Origin of the sequence: Pseudokordiimonas caeni (assembly GCF_026719705.1) — a bacterium.
Taxonomy (GTDB): Bacteria; Pseudomonadota; Alphaproteobacteria; order Sphingomonadales; family Kordiimonadaceae; genus Gimibacter; species Gimibacter caeni.
The window spans coordinates 296,072-319,321 of record NZ_JAPPRR010000004.1 but is presented as its reverse complement, the minus strand read 5'-3'; the positions used below and the strand labels follow the sequence as shown (position 1 = coordinate 319,321).

General features: G+C 62.0%; 17 protein-coding genes and 1 tRNA gene. 10 read left to right on the top strand and 8 right to left on the bottom strand.

Annotated features, from left to right (window positions below; all coding sequences use genetic code 11):
• The 6 genes from OU694_RS16330 to OU694_RS16305 all read right to left on the bottom strand — a co-directional run.
• Window positions 1–815: S8 family serine peptidase (locus tag OU694_RS16330; protein WP_308912083.1), on the bottom strand; the 815-nt coding region annotated here is incomplete at its 3' end.
• Window positions 816–903: 88 nt separating this feature from the next.
• Window positions 904–1,758 (bottom strand): 3'(2'),5'-bisphosphate nucleotidase CysQ, encoded by an 855-nt coding sequence (locus OU694_RS16325; RefSeq protein ID WP_308912082.1) that lies wholly within the window; start codon window positions 1,756–1,758, stop codon window positions 904–906.
• A gap of 42 nt (window positions 1,759–1,800) precedes the next feature.
• On the bottom strand, window positions 1,801–3,138 hold the full coding sequence (locus tag OU694_RS16320; protein ID WP_308912081.1) for a TldD/PmbA family protein: 1,338 nt from the start codon (window positions 3,136–3,138) through the stop codon (window positions 1,801–1,803).
• Window positions 3,139–3,216: 78 nt separating this feature from the next.
• The gene (locus OU694_RS16315) at window positions 3,217–6,255 is read right to left on the bottom strand and encodes a TonB-dependent receptor plug domain-containing protein (RefSeq protein ID WP_308912080.1); all 3,039 of its coding nucleotides are present in this window, start codon (window positions 6,253–6,255) and stop codon (window positions 3,217–3,219) included.
• A gap of 46 nt (window positions 6,256–6,301) precedes the next feature.
• Window positions 6,302–7,069, bottom strand: coding sequence for a substrate-binding periplasmic protein (locus tag OU694_RS16310; RefSeq protein ID WP_308912079.1), 768 nt, complete (start codon window positions 7,067–7,069; stop codon window positions 6,302–6,304).
• A gap of 294 nt (window positions 7,070–7,363) precedes the next feature.
• Window positions 7,364–8,878, bottom strand: a complete 1,515-nt coding sequence (locus tag OU694_RS16305) for a UbiD family decarboxylase (RefSeq protein ID WP_308912078.1) — start codon at window positions 8,876–8,878, stop codon at window positions 7,364–7,366.
• Between the two features lie 113 nt (window positions 8,879–8,991).
• Here OU694_RS16305 and OU694_RS16300 point away from each other — a divergent pair, with 113 nt between their 5' ends.
• On the top strand, window positions 8,992–10,557 hold the full coding sequence (locus tag OU694_RS16300; RefSeq protein WP_308912077.1) for a hypothetical protein: 1,566 nt from the start codon (window positions 8,992–8,994) through the stop codon (window positions 10,555–10,557).
• On the opposite strand, the gene hutI is transcribed toward OU694_RS16300, so the two are convergent.
• The gene (gene hutI / locus OU694_RS16295) at window positions 10,554–11,771 is read right to left on the bottom strand and encodes an imidazolonepropionase (protein WP_308912076.1); all 1,218 of its coding nucleotides are present in this window, start codon (window positions 11,769–11,771) and stop codon (window positions 10,554–10,556) included. The two genes, OU694_RS16300 and hutI, sit on opposite strands and share 4 nt — an antisense overlap.
• A gap of 101 nt (window positions 11,772–11,872) precedes the next feature.
• Here hutI and OU694_RS16290 point away from each other — a divergent pair, with 101 nt between their 5' ends.
• The 6 genes from OU694_RS16290 to OU694_RS16265 all read left to right on the top strand — a co-directional run bounded on the left by OU694_RS16290 (window position 11,873) and on the right by OU694_RS16265 (window position 18,347).
• Window positions 11,873–13,243, top strand: coding sequence for a formimidoylglutamate deiminase (locus OU694_RS16290; protein ID WP_308912075.1), 1,371 nt, complete (start codon window positions 11,873–11,875; stop codon window positions 13,241–13,243).
• Window positions 13,244–13,246: 3 nt separating this feature from the next.
• Entirely contained in the window at window positions 13,247–13,969 is a 723-nt protein-coding gene (gene hutC, locus OU694_RS16285) for a histidine utilization transcriptional repressor HutC (protein ID WP_308912074.1), read from the top strand.
• Window positions 13,970–13,981: 12 nt separating this feature from the next.
• A complete protein-coding gene (gene hutU / locus OU694_RS16280) occupies window positions 13,982–15,652 on the top strand; it encodes a urocanate hydratase (RefSeq protein ID WP_308912073.1) in 1,671 nt (556 codons plus the stop codon).
• A complete protein-coding gene (hutH, locus tag OU694_RS16275) occupies window positions 15,649–17,202 on the top strand; it encodes a histidine ammonia-lyase (RefSeq protein ID WP_308912072.1) in 1,554 nt (517 codons plus the stop codon). The genes hutU and hutH overlap by 4 nt, the downstream gene beginning before the upstream one ends.
• Window positions 17,202–17,984: an N-formylglutamate deformylase gene (gene hutG, locus OU694_RS16270; RefSeq protein WP_308912071.1), complete on the top strand. Its 783-nt coding sequence runs from the start codon at window positions 17,202–17,204 to the stop codon at window positions 17,982–17,984. The genes hutH and hutG overlap by 1 nt, the downstream gene beginning before the upstream one ends.
• Window positions 17,985–18,257: 273 nt before the next feature.
• A tRNA-Ser gene (locus tag OU694_RS16265) sits at window positions 18,258–18,347 on the top strand.
• Between the two features lie 158 nt (window positions 18,348–18,505).
• On the opposite strand, the gene OU694_RS16260 is transcribed toward OU694_RS16265, so the two are convergent.
• Complete coding sequence (locus tag OU694_RS16260) at window positions 18,506–19,231, bottom strand: PEPxxWA-CTERM sorting domain-containing protein (protein WP_308912070.1); 726 nt, start codon at window positions 19,229–19,231, stop codon at window positions 18,506–18,508.
• 369 nt (window positions 19,232–19,600) lie between these two features.
• Here OU694_RS16260 and OU694_RS16255 point away from each other — a divergent pair, with 369 nt between their 5' ends.
• From OU694_RS16255 to OU694_RS16245, 3 genes are all read left to right on the top strand, one after another.
• Window positions 19,601–21,322: an N-acyl-D-amino-acid deacylase family protein gene (locus tag OU694_RS16255; RefSeq protein ID WP_308912069.1), complete on the top strand. Its 1,722-nt coding sequence runs from the start codon at window positions 19,601–19,603 to the stop codon at window positions 21,320–21,322.
• Between the two features lie 105 nt (window positions 21,323–21,427).
• Entirely contained in the window at window positions 21,428–22,522 is a 1,095-nt protein-coding gene (ada, locus tag OU694_RS16250) for a bifunctional DNA-binding transcriptional regulator/O6-methylguanine-DNA methyltransferase Ada (RefSeq protein WP_308912068.1), read from the top strand.
• Window positions 22,519–23,244: a 2OG-Fe(II) oxygenase gene (locus OU694_RS16245; RefSeq protein WP_308912067.1), complete on the top strand. Its 726-nt coding sequence runs from the start codon at window positions 22,519–22,521 to the stop codon at window positions 23,242–23,244. The genes ada and OU694_RS16245 overlap by 4 nt, the downstream gene beginning before the upstream one ends.
• The last annotated feature ends 6 nt before the right edge of the window (window positions 23,245–23,250 follow it).

The following is a 23,250-nucleotide window of genomic DNA, read 5'->3' as shown; positions in this document are numbered from 1 at the left end:
ACTGAATAGATGGCTCCACCATTGCCAGGCTTATCCGCCGTCAGGACAAACTGATCCCGGAAGCTTGATACAAGAGGTGCTGTGATATGAACGTTGGCGCCAAATCCCGAGTAAACAGCCTCACCCGCGCCGTTCGTCATCCCGACCTGAATTTGTTCGAAATTCGACGAGTAAATTGACGCATCATTCGACCAGTCGTCATTTCCCAAATTACCGGCGGAATGAACTAGGATACTGCCCAGGCCGCCCCGTTGCAGGGCTATATTTTCGAGCCTCTCATGTTCAGTTTTGATCAGAGGCTGTTCTCGACCGGCTGCCTCCATGTCAGCAATATATTCAATTCCAGCGAAAGCAGTTCCGCTGCCACCAGAAAAGTTAACCACATCGGGCATGACGAGGGCTGGAGTGTAAGCACTAGCAAGAGGGTTTTGCATTGCGGGAGCGTTTATCCCAGCAACATCGGCGCACCATGCGATTCCGACGATCCCGATACCATTGTTGGCGGCGGCACCAAAAATCGACGTAGTAAGTGTATCGTGAGAGTCGTCTCCTGCCGAGTTTGTGCCAAAGGCTGCATTCGGGGCGAGGTCCGGATGTTTCATCTCCGGCTGTTCGGTTGTGCCGATCAGAACTCCCTTGCCAGAATATTCGTCCCATACAGGAACTACATTGATGTGAGCCACCTGTTCGACGCTACCGTCGGTTTGGAGCGCGTAGCCGAGCACATTCGCCTGAAACGGCAATAGCGGATCGTTGAAGGGCAGCACCGTTCCAGCGAAGGGTCCGTGAGGGATTTTGAAACTCGAACCAGCCATGGATAGGTCATTCCCCGCCGTCGTTGATGGGCTTCAGGGCCGATCCTAACGCTTTGCCGCGTAAAGAAAAACGTAAAAGTTGTGCGGATCACGCCGCCAGATGGCACCAGGCTTTGATGGCGGGTTCGACGCGTTCCATGATCTCGGGGATCAGGGTCGGGCAGGCCGCGACGATATGGTCATGCAGCGGCTTTTCGCGGTTATAGATGAGGCTGTTGCCGCGTCCTGTCATCACCGTGCCGCCGGCTTCGCGCAGGATCAGGTCGGCGGCGGCCATGTCCCAGTCGTTTTTGGGGCGCAGCGTGACGCAGGCGTCGAACTGGCCATCGGCGATCTGGCACAGGCGCAGCGCAATGGAATTGGCCTGTTCCACATACATGCTGTCGGGCCACGGGGTCGGCCACAGCTTTTCGGATTTGAAAGCGCAGGGCTCGCCCATCATGCGGGCGTTTTCCACATGGGCCGTCTGGTTCACCATGATCGGCTTGCCGTTCTTGGTGGCGCCCTTGCCCGCCTCGGCGAAATAGAAGGCGTCTTTCGCGGGCGCATATAGGGCCGCGATCACCGGGCGTTCGTCCTGGATGAGGGCAACGGATACCCCCCAGTCATCGCCGCCGCGCAGGAAGGCGCGGGTGCCATCGATGGGGTCGACGATCCACAGCCGGCCGCAGCGCAGGCGTTCGGGCTGGTCCTCGGTTTCCTCCGAAAGCCAGCCATAGCCGGTGCGGTTGGACATCAGCGTGGTGCGCAGGAATTCATCTACCGCCAGATCGGCTTCGGAAACCGGGTTATCGGGGGATTTGTCCCACGCCCGGCAGTCGCGCGCGAAATAGGAAAGGGCGATCCGGCCTGCTTCTTCCGTCACCTGCCGCACGAGGCGAATATCGTCCTCAAGGCTCCAGGGGCAGCTGTTGTCGTCAAAGGGCAGGGCGGGCAGATACACGACGGATGATCCTCAAGCTTTCTGCTTCACCGCTTGGCGCGTTCAGGCCCCTGCCACTGTCATGCCGTCAATCCTGACGGTCGGGGCGTTCACGGCATAGCGGAACTCAAGGTCTGACGCTACCACCATACGCCTGAACATTTCCTTAAGGTTGGAGGCGATCGTCACCTCGTTCACCGCGCCCTCGATCTGCCCGTTACGGATGCGGAAACCCGAGGCACCGCGGCTGTAATCGCCGGTCACGCCGTTCACGCCCATGCCGATCAGTTCGGTGACATAGAAGCCGTCGGCGATGTCGGCCATCAGTTCCTCGGGCGACAGGGCGCCGGGGGCGAGGTAAAGGTTGCTGGTGGCGATACCCGGCGGGCCGGATGTGCCGCGCGAGGCATGACCGGTGAGGCTTTCCTTCAGCTGCCGGGCGGAGGCGGCGTTATGGAGCCAGCCGGTGAGGATACCGTCCTCAATCAGCGCTTTTTTGCCAACGGCAAGGCCTTCGCCGTCGAACGGGCGGGATTTGAGGCCGCGCACGATGAGCGGGTCATCAAAGATATTCACGCCGGGGGCAAACACCGGCTTGCCTTTCTGGTCCTTCAGGAAGCTGGTGCCGCGCGCCACCGCCGTGCCGGTGATGGCGCCGGTGAGGTGCCCGACAAGGCTGTTCGCCACACGCGGGGAAAAGACGATGGGCATCGAGCCGCTTTTCAGCTTGGCAGCCCCGAGCCGCGCCACCGCCTGCTCGCCCGCCTTGCGGCCAACGTCGGCCATGCCCTTGAGGTCGCTATAATGCCGGGCGGAGGTGAAATCATAGTCGCGTTCCATGCCCGTGCCGGTGCCTGCCACGGCAGAAACGGACGCCGAGAAGCTGGTGCCCCGATAGGCGCCGGCGAAGCCATGGCTTGTCATCAGGGTGACGGCATAGGAACCGGCGCTGGCACCTGCGCCATCCGAGTTCGTCACACCCGCCACACCGCGTGCGGCGGCTTCGGCTTCGGCAGCCATTTCGCCCAGCCGCTCGGCCGAGATTTCGGTCGGGTCATACAGATCCAGCTCGGGTGCCGGGCCTTTCAGTAGCAGTTCTTCGGGCGCGAGGCCGCAAAATTCATCCTCGGGCACTGCGCGGGCCATATCGAGCGTGCGGGTGACCATCGCCTTCAGGCTCTCGGGGCGCCGGTCGGAGGTGGAAACAATAGCCTGACGGCGGCCGATCAGCACGCGCAGGCCGATATCCTCGCCTTCCGAGCCTTCCACATCCTCAAGCCGCCCTTCACGCCATGAAACCCCGCGCGAGGTGGCCTCCACCGCAATGGCATCCGCCGCATCCGCCCCTCCCTTTTTCGCGGCAGCGATCAGGTCGGCAAGGATATTCAGCGTATCGGTCATGAAGGAAGGGTCCTTGAAGGCGGGAATGTAGCGTTGCCGCTACTTTAGCCACAGAAAGGGGGGCGGGGGCAAGGCCCCTCAAAACCCCTTCGTCAGGGTCAGGTAGATCATGCGGCCTTTGGGATTGTGCATGCTGCCGTGGAAGCCGAAGGATTCAGGGGCGAGGGGCGGGTCTTCGTCCAAGAGGTTAGTGACCGAAAGCTTGACCGCCGTGTCCTTCAGCCAGTTGTCGGCGGTGAAGGCATAGCCGAGCGAGGCATTGAGGGTGAGCCAGCTGTCCACCTTCCAGAAGTCGCCGGTTTCATCGTTCACCGAGGTCGTATCGCGGAAGGAGCCGATATAGGTGGCGAAAAGGCCCGCGCTCCAGGGGCCGCGTGCATAGGCAAGGTTGGCGTTCCAGCGCCATTTGGCGCGGCCGTCGAGGCCGAGGATATCGCCGAAGCCTGTGGGCGTCACATCGCCCGGCAGGTCGCCGGCTGCCACGGCATCGAGAAGCTGCTGGCTGCGCTCGCCCGCTTCCTGCTCGAACTTCGTATAGCGCGAGGCATTGACGCTGAGATCGAGCGTCGCGCCGTCCTGCATTTCATGGCGGTAGGACGCGCTGATATCGATGCCCGCCACGCGGCGCGCATCCATATTCACATAGGTGTCGGCCACCGAGAGCACTTCGCCCGCAGGCGTCAGGCCGGTGCCGACAAAGAGGGCGATATCGGCCGCCGTCGGGGCCGCACGCACCACATCGGGGTTTGATGAGCCCTGCAGGCGCCGCAGGTAATCAAGCGCCAGATGGTTCTGGTCCCCGAACACGCCAACGATGCCGGTCTGGCGGATCGTCCAGCGGTCGATACTGAAGCGGAAGCCGGGCAGGGCAACGGGTTCGATCAGCAACCCGATCGAGGTGTTTTCGGACTTCTCGGGCTGCAGCGTTTCCGAGCCCGAACGGGTGGAAAGCGTGCCGGTGGCGGCGCATTGGTCGATCCCGGTGATCTGCCCCTGCTGCACCAGTGCGTCGCAGCGCACATAATCCAGCCGGTTGTTCACGCGGCTGACGCCCGCATCATGGATCTGCACGAGGTTCGGCGCGCGGAAGCCTTCGGACCATGAAGCCCGGAAGGTGAGGCCGGACGTGACTGTCCACGCCCCCGCCACTTTCGGTGTCCAGGTGTCGCCCACATCCGAGAAATGCTCGAACCGGCCGGCGAACTGCAGCGTTGCCGCTTCCACAAGCGGAATGTTCATATCGGGCGAGACAAGCGGCACGGCAAGCTCGCCGTAGGCAGAGGTGACCGTGCGGTTGCCGCCCGTGTCTGCGGTGGGGCTGGAGCTTACCACATCGGATTCGCTGATGGCGCCCGAGACCATGTCGGTGAAGATGATGGTGCCATCCAGCCGGTCGTCGCGGTCGTCGGAATAGCTTTCCCGGCGCACTTCGCCGCCCACGGAAAGCCCCACGCCGCCGGCTGGCAACTGGAACAGCGCATCGTTCGTCAGGTGGATGTCCCCCATCGCGAGCGTGGCGATACCCTTGCGGCGGACATCGATGGTGATGCGGTCAAGCGCTGCAGCCGGGCTTGGGGTGTCGTCGCCTACGGATGGATTGTTCAGGCTGCCGCCGTTGAACGGATTGTAGGCGTTCGGTGTGTTATCGGCGAGGGCCGCCTGAAGGAGCGTGTTCGAAATCCGGTTGTGGGTGATGTCGGTCGTCGTCGCGCGGGAATAGAGCGCGGCACTATCCCAGTTCCAGCTGCCAAGCGTGCCCTTGAGGCCCGCGAGCAGGCGGTAACTGTCGGCGTCGGCATCGATGGTGCGCTCGCCCGTATCGGTGATGCGGTAATTCCGGAGCGCAACATCAAGCCCTTCGTCGGGCACACCCACAAGGCCGGCGATCCTGTTGGGGTTCGGGCTGCCATCCGCAAGCGTTGTGGCACCCAGCGGGTTCCAGTAGTTTTCCTTCGGCACGATCACCCGCGCGTTGGACAGCATCGAGGCAGGCTCGCGGTTGCGCACCGAGCTTGAGCCATAATAGGCGGCCTCGCCGTAAAAGCTGATGTCGTCGCTGATTTCATAATCGACAAGCGCGAGCGCGTTCACGCGCTCCACCTTCGGGATCAGCGTCCAGCCCGACATGATGTCGTAGAAAAGGTTGCGGTCGCCGTCGGCGCTATCGGATGACGAAAGCGTGCCGTCGTCGATACAGATGCCGCCCGAAAGCTGCGCGACGCAGCCGCTGTTGGTGGCAGGCTGGATATGGAAAACGCCGGAGCTGTTGGTGATGGGGGTGCCGTTCAGGGTCGGCACCACATTCTGCACGATATCAAGCTCCGCCCACGGGCTTGAAACGTTCGTCATGTTGAAGCTGCCGTCGCCTTCGAACGGGGTGCCTTCAAGGAATCGCCGCATGTCGGACGAGGCAGCATAATCCCGCGCGCTTGTCCGCACGCTGTTGGCGCGGCTGTAACTTGCATAAAGACTGACATGCCCGCGCCCGCCGGCGAAATCGTCGCCCGCCTTCACGCTGAAATCAGCCTCGTGATAATCGGTGCCGTCCGACAGGCCATAGCGGGCCTTGAGGGTGACACCATCCACATCGTTGGTGAACTGGGCGTCCACGACGCCCGCCACCGCATCGGCGCCGTAAATGGCACTGCCGCCATCCTTGAGCACGCGCAGGCTTGAAAGTGCGTCAAGCGGCAGGCTGTTGGCGTTCGGGGTCATCACCGGGACCAGCGCTTCCGTCTGGAAGGTCGGGTTCATGACCATGCGCCGGCCGTTCATCAGCAGGAGTGTGTTGCCGGTGCCAAGGCCGCGCAGGTTGACGGACGCTGCATCGCCGCGCACCGAATTCACGCCGCCCACGGTATTCTGGTTCTGGAAGCCGACAAAATCGCTCATCGGCAGGGTGCGGAACACTTCATCGGCTGAGAAGGCGCCGGTCGCCTCGATCACGGCGCGGTCCACTTCCAGCACGGGCAGAAGCTTGCCGGCGCCGATCTGGCCAAGCCGGGTACCGGTGACCTCGATTTCCTCCACCACTTCGTCCGTTTGCGCAGCTTGCGACAGCGGGGCGAACAGTGCGAAAAGCGAGACGGTCCCGGTTAAACGAAACTTGTACGACATGAAAAACCCTGGCCCGTTTCAGCGGCCAGTGAAGTAACCGGCTGCTCTAATAACGCTTATTGATTGAATCGAGCGTACCGTCTTCTGACAATCTCGCAATAATTTGTTCGACTTTTGATCGAATTCCCGCATCGAGTGTGGGCGAATAAATCATCCATTGTGGAATTGCAGGCACATCAAGATAAATGACCTTCAGCGGCAACTTGTGTTCCTGAATCAGATATTCAACCCCAAGGTCGTGGTAATAAAAGAATCGGTAGCGGCTTTTCGATGCCAGCAGCTTCAGCGTGGCGGCAACATCAGAAAAACCGTCATCGACCATCAGGCCCGGCACGGCTTTCAACCTGGCGGCTGCAGAGGTGCCGAAAAAGGCCATGACGGGCTCGCCGGTGCCCACGAGGTCTTCAAGGGTTTTCGGTTGCAGCGGATCGTTGACACGGGCGACCAGCACGTTGCGGGTGTAGTAAACGGGGAGGTCAGAATAGGTGAAGGTCTCTTCTCGCTTTTCAGTGGTGCCGGCCCCGCAATAGGCGTCGGCATCACCCCGCATCAGCAATGCAACGATACGCTGGATCGGCAGGCGCTGCGGATTGACCTCCAGATGGACGCCTTCTTCCGCGAGACGCGCGCCGATCGCGCTGTAAATCTCGTCGCATAGGCCCGGTTCGCTCGGGTACAGGCCATATTTCGGCACCGAATCCTGCCGCACAACGCGCAGTTTCTCGCTCGCGGTTTCGTCGGCTACGGAGGCGAAAGACCAGCCGGCGCAGGCCAGCAGGGCAGCAGTCTTGATCAATGTATCAAATGTAAACATCGGGTCCTCGGAACACTGAAACCTTCTGCCGGGAGGCGGGTGACAGCGCGGACGGGCGCACCTCCGCCCGATACAGGCGGTTTGGTCGCGGTCCATGTCCGTTTCTACTGGACATCCGATAATCCCCCGTGAAGGCCCTGTTGACGCCGGGCTCTATCTCTTCCCATCCCTGAAATTCCCGAAGCACTGGCTGACGTGGCAATCTGGCGGAGAATGCAGCCGGGCGATTCGGAACAGGGAACCTAAGCATATGCAGGGTATTGGATCAACCGGCGAAACGAGGGCCGCGGTGCCTCAGCGTTTTTTCCAGATGGAACGGCCACTGCCCGGCAGGCCGAGCGATGACCATAGGGAATCGACCCGGTCCACCACTGCTGCTTCCATCGCAATCTCGCGGCCCCATTCGCGGTCGCTTTCACCCGGCAGTTTGTTGGTGGCATCCAGCCCCAGCTTGCCGCCAAGGCCCGACACGGGGCTTGCGAAATCCAGATAGTCGATGGGGGTGTTCTCAACCGTCACGATATCGCGCACCGGATCCATGCGGGTGGACATGGCCCACATCACATCTTTCCAGTCGCGGGCATCGATATCGTCGTCCACCACGATCACGAACTTGGTGTAAACGAACTGCCGGAGGAAGGACCATACGCCCATCATCACGCGGCGGGCGTGGCCGGCATAAGCCTTCTTCATCGAAACAACGGCAATCCGGTAGCTGCAGCCTTCGGGCGGCAGCCAGAAATCGGTGATTTCCGGGAATTGCTGCTGCAACAGCGGGATGAAAACCTCATTCAGCGCTTCACCCAGCACGCTCGGCTCATCCGGCGGGCGGCCTGTGTAGGTGCTGAGGTAGATCGGGTCTTTCCGCATCGTGATGGCGGTGATGGTGAAGACCGGGAATTTTTCGACCGAGTTATAATAGCCCGTATGGTCGCCGTAAGGGCCCTCGTCACGGTAATCGTCAAGGCTGACATAGCCTTCAAGCACGATTTCGGCCGTTGCTGGCACTTTCAGGGGCACGGTCTTGCAATCGACAAGCTCGACCCGCTTGCCGCGGAGGAGACCTGCGAACTGGTATTCGGAAAGCGTGTCGGGCACGGGCGTGACGGCCGCGAGGATGGTGCCGGGGTCGGCGCCGATCACCACGGCGGCGGGCACGGGCTCACGCTTTTCCTTCTTCCAGCGCGCATATTGCTGGGCGCCGCCGCGATGTTTCAGCCAGCGCATCAGCGTTTCATTTTTGCCAAGCTTCTGCATCCGGTAGATGCCGAGGTTGAAGGCATCTTCGCGCGCGTCCGACGGCCCCTTGGTAACCACAAGCGGCCAGGTGATCAGCGGTGCGGGTTCGCCCGGCCAGCATGTCTGGATCGGCAGTTTGTCGAGGTCGATATCGTCGCCCGTCAGCACCACTTCCTGCACGGGTGCTTTCTTCACGGTTTTGGGCCGCATCGAAAGGACCTGTCTCGCCAGCGGCAGCATCTCGATCACTTGCTTCACACCCTTCGGCGGCTCGGGCTGGCGCAGGAACGCAAGTGTTTCGCCGACTTCGCGAAGCTCGGCGGGTTCACGGTTCATGCCCCACGCGACGCGCTCCACAGTGCCGAACAGGTTGACGAGGACGGGCATCGAGGCCTTCTCGCCCTTTTCGTTCATCACATTCTCGAACAGGATCGCCGGGCCGCCCTCGGCCAGCACGCGGGTCTGAATCTCGGTCATCTCGAGATTGGTGGAAACGGGCGTGGTTACCCGGACAAGCCTGCCCTCGGTTTCCAGCCGTTCGATAAAGTCTCTGAGCGAATCGTAAGCCATGGAAGGCGTTATAAAAGAGTGTGTTTGCCGCCGCCAGCGATTTGATGCTGAGAGTTGCACGAGCGCTGCAAAGCGGTTAATCACAATTGAGGGGAATTTTAAGGGGTTATCGCGTGCGCCTCATTCTTGGCTGTCTGATCATCGCCATGGCGCTTTCGGCTCCGCATGCAGCGGCGCAGGACTCCAGTTCCGATCAGATTACCGGCCCCGATGACGAAAGCTCGATGCTGGAGTTCGAACCCCGCGCACCTGACAATCCCGTTGCGGCTATCCGGGCGCTTCGCGACGTCGAAGATTTCGAAGGGGCCGCGCGTCTTGCCGAAGCCACGCTTGCCGCGAATGTCGACCTGGCGCCTGAAGAGACCGCCTACCTGCATTTCGTGCGGCTTGATGCCCTGCGGGTAAGCGGGCAGAGCGAGCGGCTGCACCGCGACATGAACATGCTGCTTGTCCGGTCACCGCTTGAAGCGCACCTCACCGTCCTGATGCTGACCCGTGACGGCTCTATGCTCGATGAATATGGGGCCAGTTACATGGCCATCATCGATGGCTGGCCGCAATACATCGACCGCATCGCCGCCGTGCCCCTTGCCATGCTGGTGCGTGACCGCGTGGCGGCGGGTTTTGCGCAGGATGCGCTGGCCATTGCCGATCGGTTATGGAAGGCCGGCTACAGCTTCGGCTCGGATGGCGGGCGGATCGATACCCTGTATCTTGATCTTGCGGCCGATTATCTGCGCCGCCGCGAGCTTGCGGACGCCAAGGCGATCCTTCTGGATCAGGTGATGCGCTCCCGGCAGGTGATGCGCATCTGGCAAGAACGGCGTTTCGTCGGCGTGTGGGCAGACAGCGACCTTGCCGACATGTTCGTGCCGCAGAATATGCCGCGCAGGGCCGCACTTGAATTCATCTCCGCCATGGGGAACGCCAGCCGTGCAGACGGCAACCTGGTGCCGGTTGTTATCCTTGGCGAAGCCTTGCTGGCCGCTGGCATGGCCGACGATGCGGCGTCGCTGACAAGCGGTTACCTGCCTGTCCTGTCGCCCACAGCCGATTTCACCCGGTCGGAGCTTGAAGTGGCGATCCTTCATGCCAAGGCGCATCTGCAGGCGGGCAAAACCGATATCGCACTCGCCACTGTTCGCGCGCTCGCTGCCTTCGATTTTGCGGAAGGTCGTGCTGTCGCCTCCATGGGCGCGGAAGCAGCGCAGCTTTTGTGGCTGATGGCAGAGGACAAGGAAGCACTTGAACTGGCTGACCGGCTGGCAGCCCTTGAAGACGCGGCGATCCTGCCGGCTGACCGGGCGCTTGCCGTCGCGACCGGTATCTGCGCGCTTGAAAATATGGACCGGGGCACCGAGGCGCGGCAGCGGCTGGATATTCTGGTCAATTCCGGCGGGCGGGCATACCGCGCTGTTCGTCGTGCCGCCCTTTGCCTGAATGACACGGCCCTTCTCGATCATGCTATCCAGCTTGGGCTGGCGGATCCTGATGGCGCCAGCGAAACCCTTGCGGCGCTCAATCGCTACACCCAGATCGGCGGGGAAACCCCGCGTGCGGCAGTGCTCGCCCAGCGTCTCAGCGAATATTCGGTGCAACCTTTTGTGGAAGCACGGGTGGAACCTGTGGGCCGGATTGGCGACTGGCCGCTGCCGCGTGCCTGGTGGGCGCGGAACTAGAAGTCCTCGCCGTCCTTGATGACCTTCACGGGCTTCACGCCGCCAATCCAGTAAACAAGATCGCGCGGGTGCGATACGGGATAAAGGCACAGGTCCGCGGCCTTGCCTTCCTCGATACTGCCGCGGTCATCCTCGATCCCGAGTGCGCGGGCAGCGTTGAGGGTGATGCCTGCAAGAGCTTCCTCGGGCGTCAGGCCAAACAGCGTGCAGGCCATGTGGGGCATCAGAGCAAGGTCGGCTACTGGCGAGGTGCCGGGGTTCATGTCGGTCGCCACTGCCATCGGCACACCGGCTGCGCGGAGCTTTTCAACAGGCGGCAGGGCCTTCTCCCGCAGGTTATAGAAGGCGCCGGGCAGCAGCACGGCAACGGTGCCTGCCTCAGCCATCGCAGCCACACCGGCGTCGCTCAGATATTCCAGATGGTCTGCTGAAAGCGCGCCGTACTCGGCGGCAAGCGCCCCGCCTTCGAGGTTCGATAACTGGTCGGCATGCAGCTTCACATCCATGCCCTCGGCGATGGCATGGGCGAAGATGCGCTTCACCTGCTCGGGGCTGAAGGCGATGGTCTCGCAGTAAGCGTCCACCGCATCGGCGATTTCGGCAGCCGCCGGGATGATCTCGGCGCAGATATGATCGACATAGGCGTCGGCGCGGTCCGCATATTCGGGCGGAATGGCATGGGCGGCGAGAAGCGTTGTGAGGACCGTCACACCGGTTTCTTCCTCCAGCCGGATGGCAGCCCGCAGCATCTTCAGCTCGTCCTCAAGCGTGAGGCCATAGCCCGATTTGATCTCAACCGTCGTCACACCGCCCGCTTTCAGGCGCATGAGCCGGGGCAGGGCAAGGGCGACAAGCTCGTCCTCGTTCGCAGCTCGCGTAGCGGTCACGCTCGCCTTGATGCCACCGCCCGCCTTGGCGATATCGGCATAGCTTACACCCGTCAGTCGTGCTTCAAACTCGTTCGCGCGGTTGCCTGCGAACACAAGGTGGGTGTGGCAGTCAATGAGGCCGGGGGTGAGGAGATGGCCCGGATGGCTTTCCACCTGCGTCTCTGCCGTGATCGCCTCCCCAGGGATATTGGACACCGGCCCCGCAAAGCTGATCCGCCCATCCGTGATACCGACCGCGCCGTGCTCGATCAGGCCATAAGGCGCACCGCCCCCTGTCATGGTGGCGAGGGTCACATCGCGGATCAGGCGGTCAAACACGGGCATCGGTCACTCCGGTTAGTCGGTTTTCACCTGCCTAGCATGGACACGGCTTGACAGGAAAGAGGCCTTGTATAAACCTGTATATACAAGCGAGAGGGATTCCCATGCCATCCTATTTCTTCAAATCGGCCCTTCTGGGGCGCGACTGGGCCGAAAATGTTCGCCTGCATGTCAAGGGCGGTCGCATTTCCATGATCGAAACGGGTGCGTCGCCAGAGCTTGCCGAAACGGTTTATGGCCCGGTGCTGCCGGCGATGGCAAACGTTCACAGCCATGCTTTCCAGCGCATGGTGGCTGGGCTCACCGAATATTACACGATGGGCACCTCCGATTTCTGGACATGGCGGACGCTGATGTATCAGGCCGCCCGCCTGATGACGCCTGCGGCACTGAAGGATATCGCGGCCGGCCTCTATCTCGAGATGCTGAAAGCAGGCTATGGCTCGGTCGCCGAGTTCCATTATCTGCACCACAGCCATCTGGATCATGCGGCCGAAATGTCGGACGCGATCTTTGCGGCGGCGGCCGAAACCGGCATTTCGCTGCTGCATATGCCGGTGCTTTATGAGGCATCCGACTTTGGCGGCGCAGCACCCACCGACGGCCAACGCCCCTTCCTGCACAGCGCCACCGAGTTCGCGGGTTTCCTTCATCATGTGGCAGGCAAGCAGACTGCACAGGCGAAGGTTGGCCTCGCCTTCCATTCGCTGCGCGCTGTGAAGCCGGATAGTTTCGAGCCGACGATAGCGGTGATGGATGCCCTTTCCCCCGGCGCGCCGGTCCATATCCATGTGGCCGAACAGTTGCGGGAGGTGGAAGCCAGCCTCAAATATTCAGGCAAACGACCGGTCGAATGGATGCTCGATCATCTGCCGATCGATGCTCGCTGGTGCCTGATCCATGCGACACACGTTACGGAGGCGGAATGGAAAGGCATGATCGACCGCGGCGCGATTGCCGGCCTCTGCCCCACCACCGAAGCCAATCTCGGCGACGGACTTTTCCCGGCCTTTGACTATCTGAACGCCGGTGGGCGCTTCGCCATCGGGTCCGACAGTCATGTCAGCGTCGACCCGCGCGAGGAACTGCGGCTTCTGGAATATGGCCAGCGCCTATTCCGGCGCGAACGGACTGTTCTGGCACCCCGCACCGGCGGCCACACGGGCGAGCGACTTTGGGCGCGCGCGGCGGCGGGCGGTGCGGCGGCGCTCGGCATCGATGGCGGCGAGATCGAGGTCGGCAAGCGGGCTGACCTTATCGTGCTTGATGGTGACGCGCCGGCGCTTGCCGGGCCGCGCTACGGGCAGGTGGCCGATGCCTTTGTCTTCCGGGGCGCGCCCATCGGCATCACCCATGTGATGCGGGCAGGCGACTGGCTGATCAGCGAAGGCCGGCACAAACGCGAAGACGAAATCATGGGGCGCTTCCGGGCAACGCTCGAGCGGCTGGCCGCGCTTCTGGAACTGGAGGACTGAGGGATGAGCACACCCAAGTCACGCTATGAAATCGTGAAGAACCATATCGTCACCGCCATCCGCGCGGGCGACTATGTGGCGGGCGACCGACTGCCGAGCGAGCATGAACTGGTGCGCGACCTGAAGATATCGCGCATGACAGTGAACCGGGCACTTCGGGAGCTTGCCGACGAAGGCTATGTGATCCGCCGCGCCGGGCTCGGCAGCTTTGTGGCGCCGGGCCGCATGCGGGGCAAGGCCATCGATATCGTCTCGATCCGCGATGATTTGGCCGCACGCGGGCGGGCTTGGTCGGCTGAAGTCGTCGAGCAGGGCATGATCGCTGCCCCCGTTGACATCGCGAATTTCATGAAAACCGAAAAGCCGCTCGCTTTCCTGCGCGTTGTGCATTTCGGGGACGGCGAACCGGTGGAGTTGGAAGAACGCTGGGTGAACCCGGCCATCGCCCCCGACTTCCTGACGGAAGATTACAGGACGACAACCAGCACCGATCACCTGCTGCGCGTGGCGCCGGTCCTGTCGGCCGAGCATACCGTGCGCGCGGTGCTGCCACTGGTCGGTGACCGTGTGGCCCTGAAGATCGACCGTCACAGCCCCTGCCTTGAAATCACGCGCCGCACCTGGACAGGCGCGGTGCCCGCAAGCTTCGCCCGGCTTCTCTACCCCGGCGACCGTTATGAACTGACCGCCCAATTCACCAATGCGGGCCAACAATTCAAAGTGTGAGTGTTCAGAAAAATGAAAAACCGCCCCGATATCCATGCGCCCACAGGCAGCGACCTCAATACCAAAAGCTGGGCAACCGAAGCCCCCTTGCGCATGCTGATGAACAATCTGGACCCTGCGGTGGCCGAGCGGCCGGAGGACCTCGTCGTTTATGGCGGCATCGGCAAGGCCGCACGCGACTGGCAATCGTTCGATACCATCGTCGATACACTCAAGCGCATGGAAGCGGATGAAACGCTGCTTGTTCAATCGGGCAAGCCGGTTGGCGTTTTCCGTACCCACGAGGATGCCCCGCGTGTGCTGATCGCCAACTCGAACCTCGTGCCGCACTGGGCCACGTGGGAGCATTTCAACGAGCTCGATAGAAAGGGCCTGATGATGTACGGCCAGATGACGGCGGGCTCGTGGATCTATATCGGCAGCCAGGGTATCGTTCAGGGCACCTATGAAACCTTTGTCGAGATGGGCCGTCAGCACTTCGGCGGCTCCCTGAAGGGGAAATGGCTCCTCACCGCCGGCCTTGGCGGGATGGGCGGCGCCCAGCCGCTTGCTGCCACCATGGCCGGGGCTTCGTGCCTTGCTATCGAATGTCAGGCCAGCCGCATCGATTTCCGCCTGAAGACCGGCTATCTGGACGCCAAGGCCGAAACGGTCGAGGCCGCGATTGCCATGATCGAAGCCGCGCATGCGGACGGCAAGGCGATCTCTGTCGGTGTACTTGGCAATGCCGCTGAAATCCTGCCCGCGATGGTCAAGGCCGGTATCCGCCCCGATATGTTGACCGACCAGACATCGGCGCATGATCCGGTGAATGGTTATTTGCCCATCGGCTGGACGGTTGACGAATGGGTCAGCCGCCGCGAGACCGACCCGGCAGGCGTCGCCAAGGCCGCGAAAGCCTCGATGGCGGTGCATGTGCAGGCGATGCTGGACTGGCATCATGCGGGTGTGCCGACCGTGGATTACGGCAACAATATCCGTCAGGTCGCGTTTGACGAAGGCGTGAAGAATGCCTTCGATTTTCCGGGCTTTGTGCCAGCCTATATTCGCCCGCTCTTCTGCCGCGGCGTCGGCCCCTTCCGCTGGGTGGCGCTGTCGGGCGACCCCGAAGATATCTACAAGACCGACCAGAAGGTGAAAGAACTGATCCCCGATAATCCGCACCTTCATAACTGGCTGGATATGGCGCGCGAGCGTATCCAGTTCCAGGGCCTGCCGGCGCGCATCTGCTGGGTGGGGCTCGGGGATCGTCACCGCCTCGGCCTTGCCTTCAACGAGATGGTGAAAAACGGCGAGCTGAAAGCGCCGGTCGTGATCGGCCGCGACCATCTGGACAGCGGTTCGGTCGCCAGCCCCAACCGGGAAACCGAAGCGATGATGGATGGCTCGGACGCCGTGTCCGATTGGCCGCTCCTCAATGCGCTTCTGAATACCGCGTCTGGCGCGACCTGGGTCAGCCTCCATCATGGCGGCGGGGTCGGCATGGGCTTCAGCCAGCATTCGGGTGTGGTGATCCTGTGCGACGGCACGGAAGCTGCCGCCAAGCGCATCGGTCGCGTGCTCTGGAACGATCCGGCGACCGGGGTGATGCGCCACGCCGATGCGGGCTATGATATCGCGCGCGACTGTGCAGCCGAGAAAGGCCTCGACCTGCCGATGCTGGCACGCGGGGAGAAAGCATGATGCAACATCACGTGATGGACCGCGCCCCCGGCACCTTCAGCCTGAAGGACCTGCGTCATATCTATGAACGCCCGACCGAGCTTCGCCTGATTGGCGGCAGCGATGCCCTTGATGCCGCGCGGCAGACGGTGACGGACCTGATCGCCAACGGCGAAACCGCCTACGGGATCAACACCGGCTTCGGGCTTCTGGCTTCCACCCGGATTGCATCCAAAGATGTGCAGCGCCTGCAGGAAAATCTTGTCCTCAGCCATGCAACGGGCGTGGGCGAGCCGCTGAATGACGGCGTCGTGCGCCTCATCCTCGCCACCAAGGCGGCGAGCCTTGCGCAGGGCTTCTCGGGCGTGCGGCAATGCGTGATCGACGCGCTTCTGGCCTTGCTGGCGCATGAAGTGTATCCTCTCATTCCAGCCAAGGGGTCGGTTGGTGCATCGGGTGACCTTGCACCGCTGGCTCATTTGAGCGCCGTTCTTCTCGGCGTCGGCGAGGTCCGCTCCAAGGGCGGCATTAAACCCGCCCGTGAAGGGCTCGCCGATGCCGGGCTCCAGCCCATGGTGCTGGAAGCCAAGGAAGGCCTCGCGCTTCTCAATGGAACGCAGGTTTCCACAGCCCTTGCCCTAGCCGGTCTCTTTGAAATTGAAAACATGTTTGCCGCCGCCATGGTGGCGGGTGCCATGTCGGTCGATGCCATGAAGGGCTCGGACGTGCCGTTCGATCCGCGCATTCAGGCGGTGCGCCGCCAGAAAGGCCAGATCGATGTGGCCGCCGCTTACCGCGATCTTCTGGCGGGCAGCGCTATCCGCGAAAGCCATGCCGACTGCGACAAGGTGCAGGACCCCTACAGCCTGCGTTGCCAGCCGCAGGTGATGGGCGCGGCCCTCACCCTGATGCGGCAAGCGGCAGAAACCCTGCTGACCGAGGCCAATGCCGTGACGGATAACCCGCTCATCTTCGCCGATGAAAAGGACATCCTGTCGGGTGGTAACTTCCATGCCGAGCCCGTGGCGATGGCCGCAGACATGCTGGCGATTGCGGCATCGGAAGTTGCCTCGATCAGCGAGCGGCGCACCTCGCTCCTCGTGGACCCCAAGCTTTCCGGCCTGCCGGCATTTCTGGTGAAGGAAGGCGGGCTCAATTCCGGCTTCATGATCGCGCAGGTCACCGCCGCCGCGCTCGTCTCCGAGAACAAGACGCTCGCGCACCCGGCCAGCGTGGATTCGATCCCGACCTCCGCCGGGCAGGAAGACCATGTCTCGATGGCGACGTTTGCTGGCCGCCGCCTTGCTGACATCGCCTTCAACTGCGATGCAGTGATCGCGATCGAGCTTCTGGCGGCAGCCCAAGGCATCGATTTCCACCGGCCGTTGACCTCCAGCCCGGCGATTGAAGATGGCTATTCGGCGGTGCGTGCGATTGCCGCAACGTACGAGCAGGACCGCTATTTCGCGCCCGATATCGAAGGCGTCAGGAAGCTCGTGGCCGAGGGGCGCTTCAACCTGTCGGTTGACGGCCTGCTGCCGTCCGACCATATGGGCAGTGAGGCGCTTTGATGACCGAACCGTTCGAACTCCATGAAGGTGAAAGCCCGCTTATCGTCTCCTTCCCCCATGTGGGGACGGAGCTTGGCGAGTTCGTGGAGGGCATGACGGCGGCGGCCCCGGTGCTGGCCGATACCGACTGGCACCTGCCGCGGCTGTATGATTTCACCGCTGATATGGGGGCGACGCGCCTCATCGCCCGCTACAGCCGCTATGTGATCGACCTCAACCGTGATCCCTCGGGTGCCAGCCTCTATCCCGGGCAGAATGTGACCGAGCTTTGCCCCACTTCCACCTTCGCGGAAGAACCGCTCTATCTGCCCGGCCGCACGCCGGACAGGGCGGAGGTGGGGCGCCGCGTGAGCCTGATCTGGAAGCCCTATCATGAAACGCTAAAGGCCCAGATTGCGCGGGTGGTGGCAAAACATGGCCATGCGCTTCTCTGGGACGCGCACTCGATCCGCTCCCGCGTGCCGCGCTTCTTTGAAGGCCGCCTGCCGGATTTCAACCTTGGCACCAACCTTGGCGCCACCTGTGGGCACGAGCGCGAACGGCGTGTGGCCTTGGTGGCCGAGGCCGCTGAAGGATACAGCGCCGTGCTCAATGGCCGTTTCAAGGGCGGCTATATCACCCGCCGCTACGGACGGGCGGCGGGGCCGGTTGAAAGCTTCCAGCTGGAGCTCGCCCAATGCACTTATATGGATGAGAGCCAGCCCTTCGGATATGACCCTGCACTGGCAGCCGGGGTGCAGCCGGTGATCCGCCGGATGATCGAAGCTTTTGTCGCCCCCTGAGGGCAAGATTTGACAAAGCTCAAAGAAACGCGTTTCGGCCCGCGTCATAGTGGGCAGGTCAAAGGGGTCCTCCTGGCGGAAATCCCGATGACGTCAGGGGCCGAATACGCACCAGCTTCCCCTAGTCGCTCGGTCCCTGACGGGTGGCATGCCGTGGGTCTTCCCCGGCATGTCACCTGCTCGCAAGCCCGCCGAACCCCGCCTTTCGAATATTTGTCACTCCCCGCGCTTCTGGCGTTGACTTGGGGTTTCGCCTTCTGTATCCACGGCGGCGGAGAGGTGGCCGAGTGGCTTAAGGCGCTCGCCTGCTAAGCGAGTTGGGGCTAACGCCCCTCGCGGGTTCGAATCCCGTCCTCTCCGCCATTCGTAGCGGAATGATTAAAGAAGCCGTTGGTTCGCCAACGGCTTTTTTGCTGTTTGGATTTGCGATGGGTGCCGAGCGGATGACTGTCCTAAGGCGTGACCAACATAAAAAGCGCCCGTAGGCGCTTCGTTAGTAGGTGATTGTTGTTGAGTTCGGCCTAGATTATCAGCTTCGCCTTCTGCCTCTTTACAGCTACCCCAGTAAGGCCAAAGCCCATCAGGAGCATCAGCCAAGTTGCGGGCTCCGGGACGCCAGTTACAGTCGTCAGTTTTGTCATGGTGACGTTAGAGAGGCGGATGTCGCCGAGATTTGTATTTATCTGTCCAGAAGCGCTTGAGTTTACATTGCTCCAGCTGTCAATCTGGTTTGCATTGATGCCAGAAAAGGTAGCTATGTCGTAGTTAAAAGCAATAACCCAGTCGACTAGAATGGTGAGATTGTCAAATGTCTGATCGGATTGCCCTCTAACGAGAACAAGATCGGCAATGGCGCCGGCAACACCATCTCGGATATACACAGCGTCACGATCAGCGTCATATACGAAGTTGCTATAGGTGCCATTGTGGGTCCAGCTTAAGTCACCAATCGACCAGTTGAAGGTCTCGTAGTCGTAGTAAGCATGGTCGTATGTATAGCTGGCGTTACTAAATGTCCCCTCAGGGTGTGCGTCATCGGAGGTTTGATGCTCATCAATTGTAAGCGTTGCGGTAAAGCTGGTGTTGCTGTTGACGCCAAACGCTTCCATAAGGGTGGAGTTATTCTGGAAGTTTGCATCTCCCGTGAAGATATATGCGGCGGCATGAGCCCCACTTGAGAATGTGCAGGTAGAAAAAACACCTGCGACGATCAGTTTGCCAAGAGAGCGTGTCACACTGATGAGCATTAACAGATTCCTCCAGTATCTCTGAATTCAATTTTGATACGCGGCGCCTCGTTTGGCCCGCCAACAATAAGTAGTTGGTGGAGCGCAAAATGCAGTGCTCGCCTGTTGTGTATAGCTGCCCAGCATCGAGTGATCCCGGTAATGGGCGGTTCTGCCTGAAACGCCTTATTCTTATAGGCTGAGATATCATGCAGCGTGTGGCGTCATCAACTTAAAAGTTAATTAAAGGTTAATTCATTCTCTCCTTCATCCGTAGCGGCTTTTTGCTGGTTGGACCGCTATCCATCCCAGAAAATCATTGCAATCAATGCCCTCCGCGCGGCAGCCTGAGGCTATTGCCTTTGGCTTCTGTGGATTGGGGGAATTTCCATGAAAATGTCGATTGCGCGGCCTTTGCCGTTCCTGTTTGCGTTTGGCCTGTCGCTGGCTGCCTGCGGCGAGAAGGCGCCGGAAAGCCATAGTCTGATCATCCGGGGCGGCGAGATTGTCGATGGCTCGGGTGCTGCGGGCTTTGTAGGCGATGTGGTGATCGACGGCGACAAGGTCGTCGCGGTCGTGAAGGGAACAAGCCCCGCGAAGGGCAAGCGCGAGATCGATGCCACCGGCCTTGTTGTGGCGCCCGGCTTCATCAATATGCTCAGCTGGGCGAACGAGTCCCTCATTGCCGATGGCCGCGCCATGTCGGACGTGCTGCAGGGCGTGACGCTTGAGGTCATGGGCGAGGGCAGCTCGATGGGCCCCTTCAACGATGAGATGAAACGGCTGGAGACCGAGCGACAGGGCGATATCAAATATGACATCGACTGGACGACGCTCGGTGATTATTTCAACCGGATGGAAAAAGCCGGCGTCTCGCCCAATATCGCCTCGTTCGTGGGCGCTGCCACCGTGCGGGTGCATGAGTTGGGTGAAGGCGATGTGGACCCGACACCCGAGCAGCTTGCCGCCATGCGCGCGTTGGTGCGCGACGCCATGAAGGAAGGCGCGATGGGGGTGGGCTCGTCGCTCATCTATGCCCCCGGCACCTTCGCGGAAACCGATGAGCTGGTGGCGCTCGTGTCCGAAGCGGCGGCGTGCGGCGGCATGTATATCAGCCATATGCGGTCGGAAGGCACCCAGCTTCTGGAAGCCATCGACGAGCTGATCACCATCTCGCGCGAGAGCGGGGCGCCGGCTGAAATCTATCATTTCAAGCAGGGCGGGCGCGATAACTGGGGCAAGATCGATGCGGCGATCGAGCGGGTCGAGAAAGCCCGTGCCGAGGGGCTGCGCATCACGGCTGATATGTATAACTACACGGCGGGCGCGACCGGCCTTGATGCCGCCATGCCCACCTGGGTGCAGGCCGGCGGGCTGGAAGAATGGCGCAAGCGCCTGCAGGACCCTGATATCCGTGCGCGTGTGGCGGCCGAAATGCAGGCCAAGGGCGACGGCTGGGAAAACCTTTATTACTCGGCAGGCGGGCCGGACCGCGTGCTGCTCGCCGGGTTCAAGAATCCGGACCTGAAGCCTTATACCGGCAAGACGCTGGCCGAGGTCGCGGCCCTGCGCGGCAAAAGCCCCGAGGAAACGGCGATGGATCTGGTCGTGGAGGATAATTCCCGCGTCGGCACCATCTATTTCCTGATGGACGAGGCGAATGTGAAGCGCGCCGTGGCATTGCCCTGGATGAGCTTCGGTTCGGACGAGGCAGCCCCTGCCACCGAAGGCGTTTTCCTGCAATCGAACAACCATCCGCGCGCCTATGGCAACGTTGCCCGGCTGCTCGGCCATTATGTGCGGGACGAAGGCGTGACGACGCTTGAAAGTGCCGTGCACCGGATGAGCGGCATGCCGGCGGCGAACCTTGGCCTCAAGGAACGGGGCCTCCTCACCCCCGGCTATTTCGCCGATGTGGTGGTTTTTGACCCGAAGACGATCAGCGACCATGCGACCTATGACAATCCTGCCCAATATGCCACCGGTGTGCGCGACGTGTTCGTGAATGGTGTGCAGGTAGTCAAGGATGGCACCCACACCGGCGCCAAGCCGGGCCGGGCGGTGCGCGGGCCGGGCTGGACCGGCTGGCCGGATGGCGGTGCCTGCAAATAGGCGGCCTGAACTTTCTGAATTCGGCAGCAAGGATCGGAACGCCTGTGTGCCCGTCCCCCTGTTAGATGTCAGGCGATGCTTGACATCCGACAGGAGGAGACAAGGATGAAACACATTGCCAATCTGAAGGGAACCCTGCTGGTGCCCGCTGCTGACTATGATACCGACGACGCCCGCTGGCGGGCGGTGCTGGCGCGTGATGCGCGGGCCGATGGGCGCTTCTATTTCTCGGTCGCGACGACGGGGGTCTATTGCCGCCCCTCGTGTGCCGCACGCCAGCCACGCCGCGAGAATGTGGCTTTCCATGCCACGATGGCCGACGCTGAAGCTGCCGGCTTTCGGGCCTGCAAGCGCTGCAAGCCGAACGAGACGCTGGCGTGGGACGCGCGCGAAAAGATGGTCGCCCGTGCCTGCCGCTTTATCGAGGAAGCGGAGACACCGCCAACGCTTGATATGATTGCCGCGGACGCCGGCCTCAGCCCCTATCATTTCCACCGCCTGTTCAAACAGGTGACCGGGGTGACGCCGAAGGCCTATGCCGCGAGCCACAGGGCGAACAGCGTGAAAGGCAGCCTGAAGGGCAGCCGCACGGTCACCGAGGCGTTGTATGATGCGGGGTTCAACGCCAGCAGCCGCTTCTATGAAGGGGCGAAAGGCATGCTCGGCATGACGCCCAAGGAGTATCGCGGCGGGGCGGCAGGCAAGACGATCCGCTATGCCATCCTGCCCTGCACGCTCGGGCTCATGCTTGTGGGTGCGACCGACGTGGGCGTTTGCACCATCCAGTTCGGCGATGACGAACAGGCCCTGCAGGCAGCGCTCGTGGCGGAATTCCCCGAAGCCCGCTTTGAAGGCGCGACCGAACGTTTTGGCGACTGGGTAAAGGCAGCGCTCGCCTTTGTGGAAACGGGCGAGGGGGCAGGGAAACTGCCGCTCGATATCGCCGGCACCGCGTTCCAGCGCCGCGTGTGGGCGGCCCTGCAGGCGATCCCGGCTGGTGAAACGGCAAGCTACAAGCAGGTTGCCGAAGCAATTGGCGAACCGGCGGCGGTGCGCGCGGTGGCACGGGCCTGCGCCAGCAACCGGATCGCCGTTGCCATCCCCTGCCACCGGGTGGTGCGGGCAGACGGCTCGCTTAGCGGGTATCGCTGGGGCGTGGCGCGCAAGCGCACGCTGCTGAGCCGGGAGGGCAACCAATGAATGCGCCCGCCAATTTCCCGCTGTCCAGCCGCATCGACGGTATCGACTGGACGGCGGCGCGGACTGCGCTGCTTGACCGCGGCTTTGCCACCCTCGGGCCCCTTCTTTCGCGTGCCGAATGCGAGGGGTTGCAGGCGGGCTTCGACGATGAGGCCGGCTTTCGCAGCCACATCCATATGGCCCGCCACGGCTTCGGGATGGGGGAATATAAATATTACTCCTATCCGCTTCCCAATTTGATCGGCGATCTGCGGGCCGGGCTATACGAACAGCTTGTACCCGCCGCCGAAACATGGGCTGAGCGGCTGGGGGTGGAGGCTGCCTATCCCGCAAGCCATGCGGATTATGCTGCGCTCTGCCATGCGAACGGGCAGGTGCGGCCCACACCGCTCGTGCTGCGCTACAAGGCGGGGGACTATAACCGGCTGCATCAGGATCTTTACGGGGACATTTATTTTCCCTTCCAGGTCGCGGTGCTGCTGTCGGAACCCGGCCGGGATTTCGAGGGCGGCGAGTTTGTACTGGTGGAAAATACCCCGCGCATGCAATCGCGCACGTCGGTCATCCCCCTGCGACAGGGCGAGGCCGTGGTGTTTGCGGTGAATGAACGCCCGCGCCTCGGCAGCCGGGGCTATCACCGCGCCACGCTGCGCCACGGGGTCAGCGATATCGTTTCCGGCCACCGCGCCACGCTCGGGATCATTTTCCATGATGCCCGCTAGGAGGCG

What these genes read in the sequence shown, in the direction of transcription:
- OU694_RS16320 (WP_308912081.1), bottom strand. Translation starts at nt 3,138, where the DNA reads ATGACCGATACGCTGAATATCCTTGCCGACCTGATCGCTGCCGCGAAA.
- OU694_RS16315 (WP_308912080.1), bottom strand. Translation starts at nt 6,255, where the DNA reads ATGTCGTACAAGTTTCGTTTAACCGGGACCGTCTCGCTTTTCGCACTG.
- OU694_RS16310 (WP_308912079.1), bottom strand. Translation starts at nt 7,069, where the DNA reads ATGTTTACATTTGATACATTGATCAAGACTGCTGCCCTGCTGGCCTGC.
- OU694_RS16305 (WP_308912078.1), bottom strand. Translation starts at nt 8,878, where the DNA reads ATGGCTTACGATTCGCTCAGAGACTTTATCGAACGGCTGGAAACCGAG.
- hutI (WP_308912076.1), bottom strand. Translation starts at nt 11,771, where the DNA reads ATGCCCGTGTTTGACCGCCTGATCCGCGATGTGACCCTCGCCACCATG.
- OU694_RS16290 (WP_308912075.1), top strand. Translation starts at nt 11,873, where the DNA reads ATGCCATCCTATTTCTTCAAATCGGCCCTTCTGGGGCGCGACTGGGCC.
- hutC (WP_308912074.1), top strand. Translation starts at nt 13,247, where the DNA reads ATGAGCACACCCAAGTCACGCTATGAAATCGTGAAGAACCATATCGTC.
- hutU (WP_308912073.1), top strand. Translation starts at nt 13,982, where the DNA reads ATGAAAAACCGCCCCGATATCCATGCGCCCACAGGCAGCGACCTCAAT.
- hutH (WP_308912072.1), top strand. Translation starts at nt 15,649, where the DNA reads ATGATGCAACATCACGTGATGGACCGCGCCCCCGGCACCTTCAGCCTG.
- hutG (WP_308912071.1), top strand. Translation starts at nt 17,202, where the DNA reads ATGACCGAACCGTTCGAACTCCATGAAGGTGAAAGCCCGCTTATCGTC.
- OU694_RS16260 (WP_308912070.1), bottom strand. Translation starts at nt 19,231, where the DNA reads ATGCTCATCAGTGTGACACGCTCTCTTGGCAAACTGATCGTCGCAGGT.
- OU694_RS16255 (WP_308912069.1), top strand. Translation starts at nt 19,601, where the DNA reads ATGAAAATGTCGATTGCGCGGCCTTTGCCGTTCCTGTTTGCGTTTGGC.
- ada (WP_308912068.1), top strand. Translation starts at nt 21,428, where the DNA reads ATGAAACACATTGCCAATCTGAAGGGAACCCTGCTGGTGCCCGCTGCT.
- OU694_RS16245 (WP_308912067.1), top strand. Translation starts at nt 22,519, where the DNA reads ATGAATGCGCCCGCCAATTTCCCGCTGTCCAGCCGCATCGACGGTATC.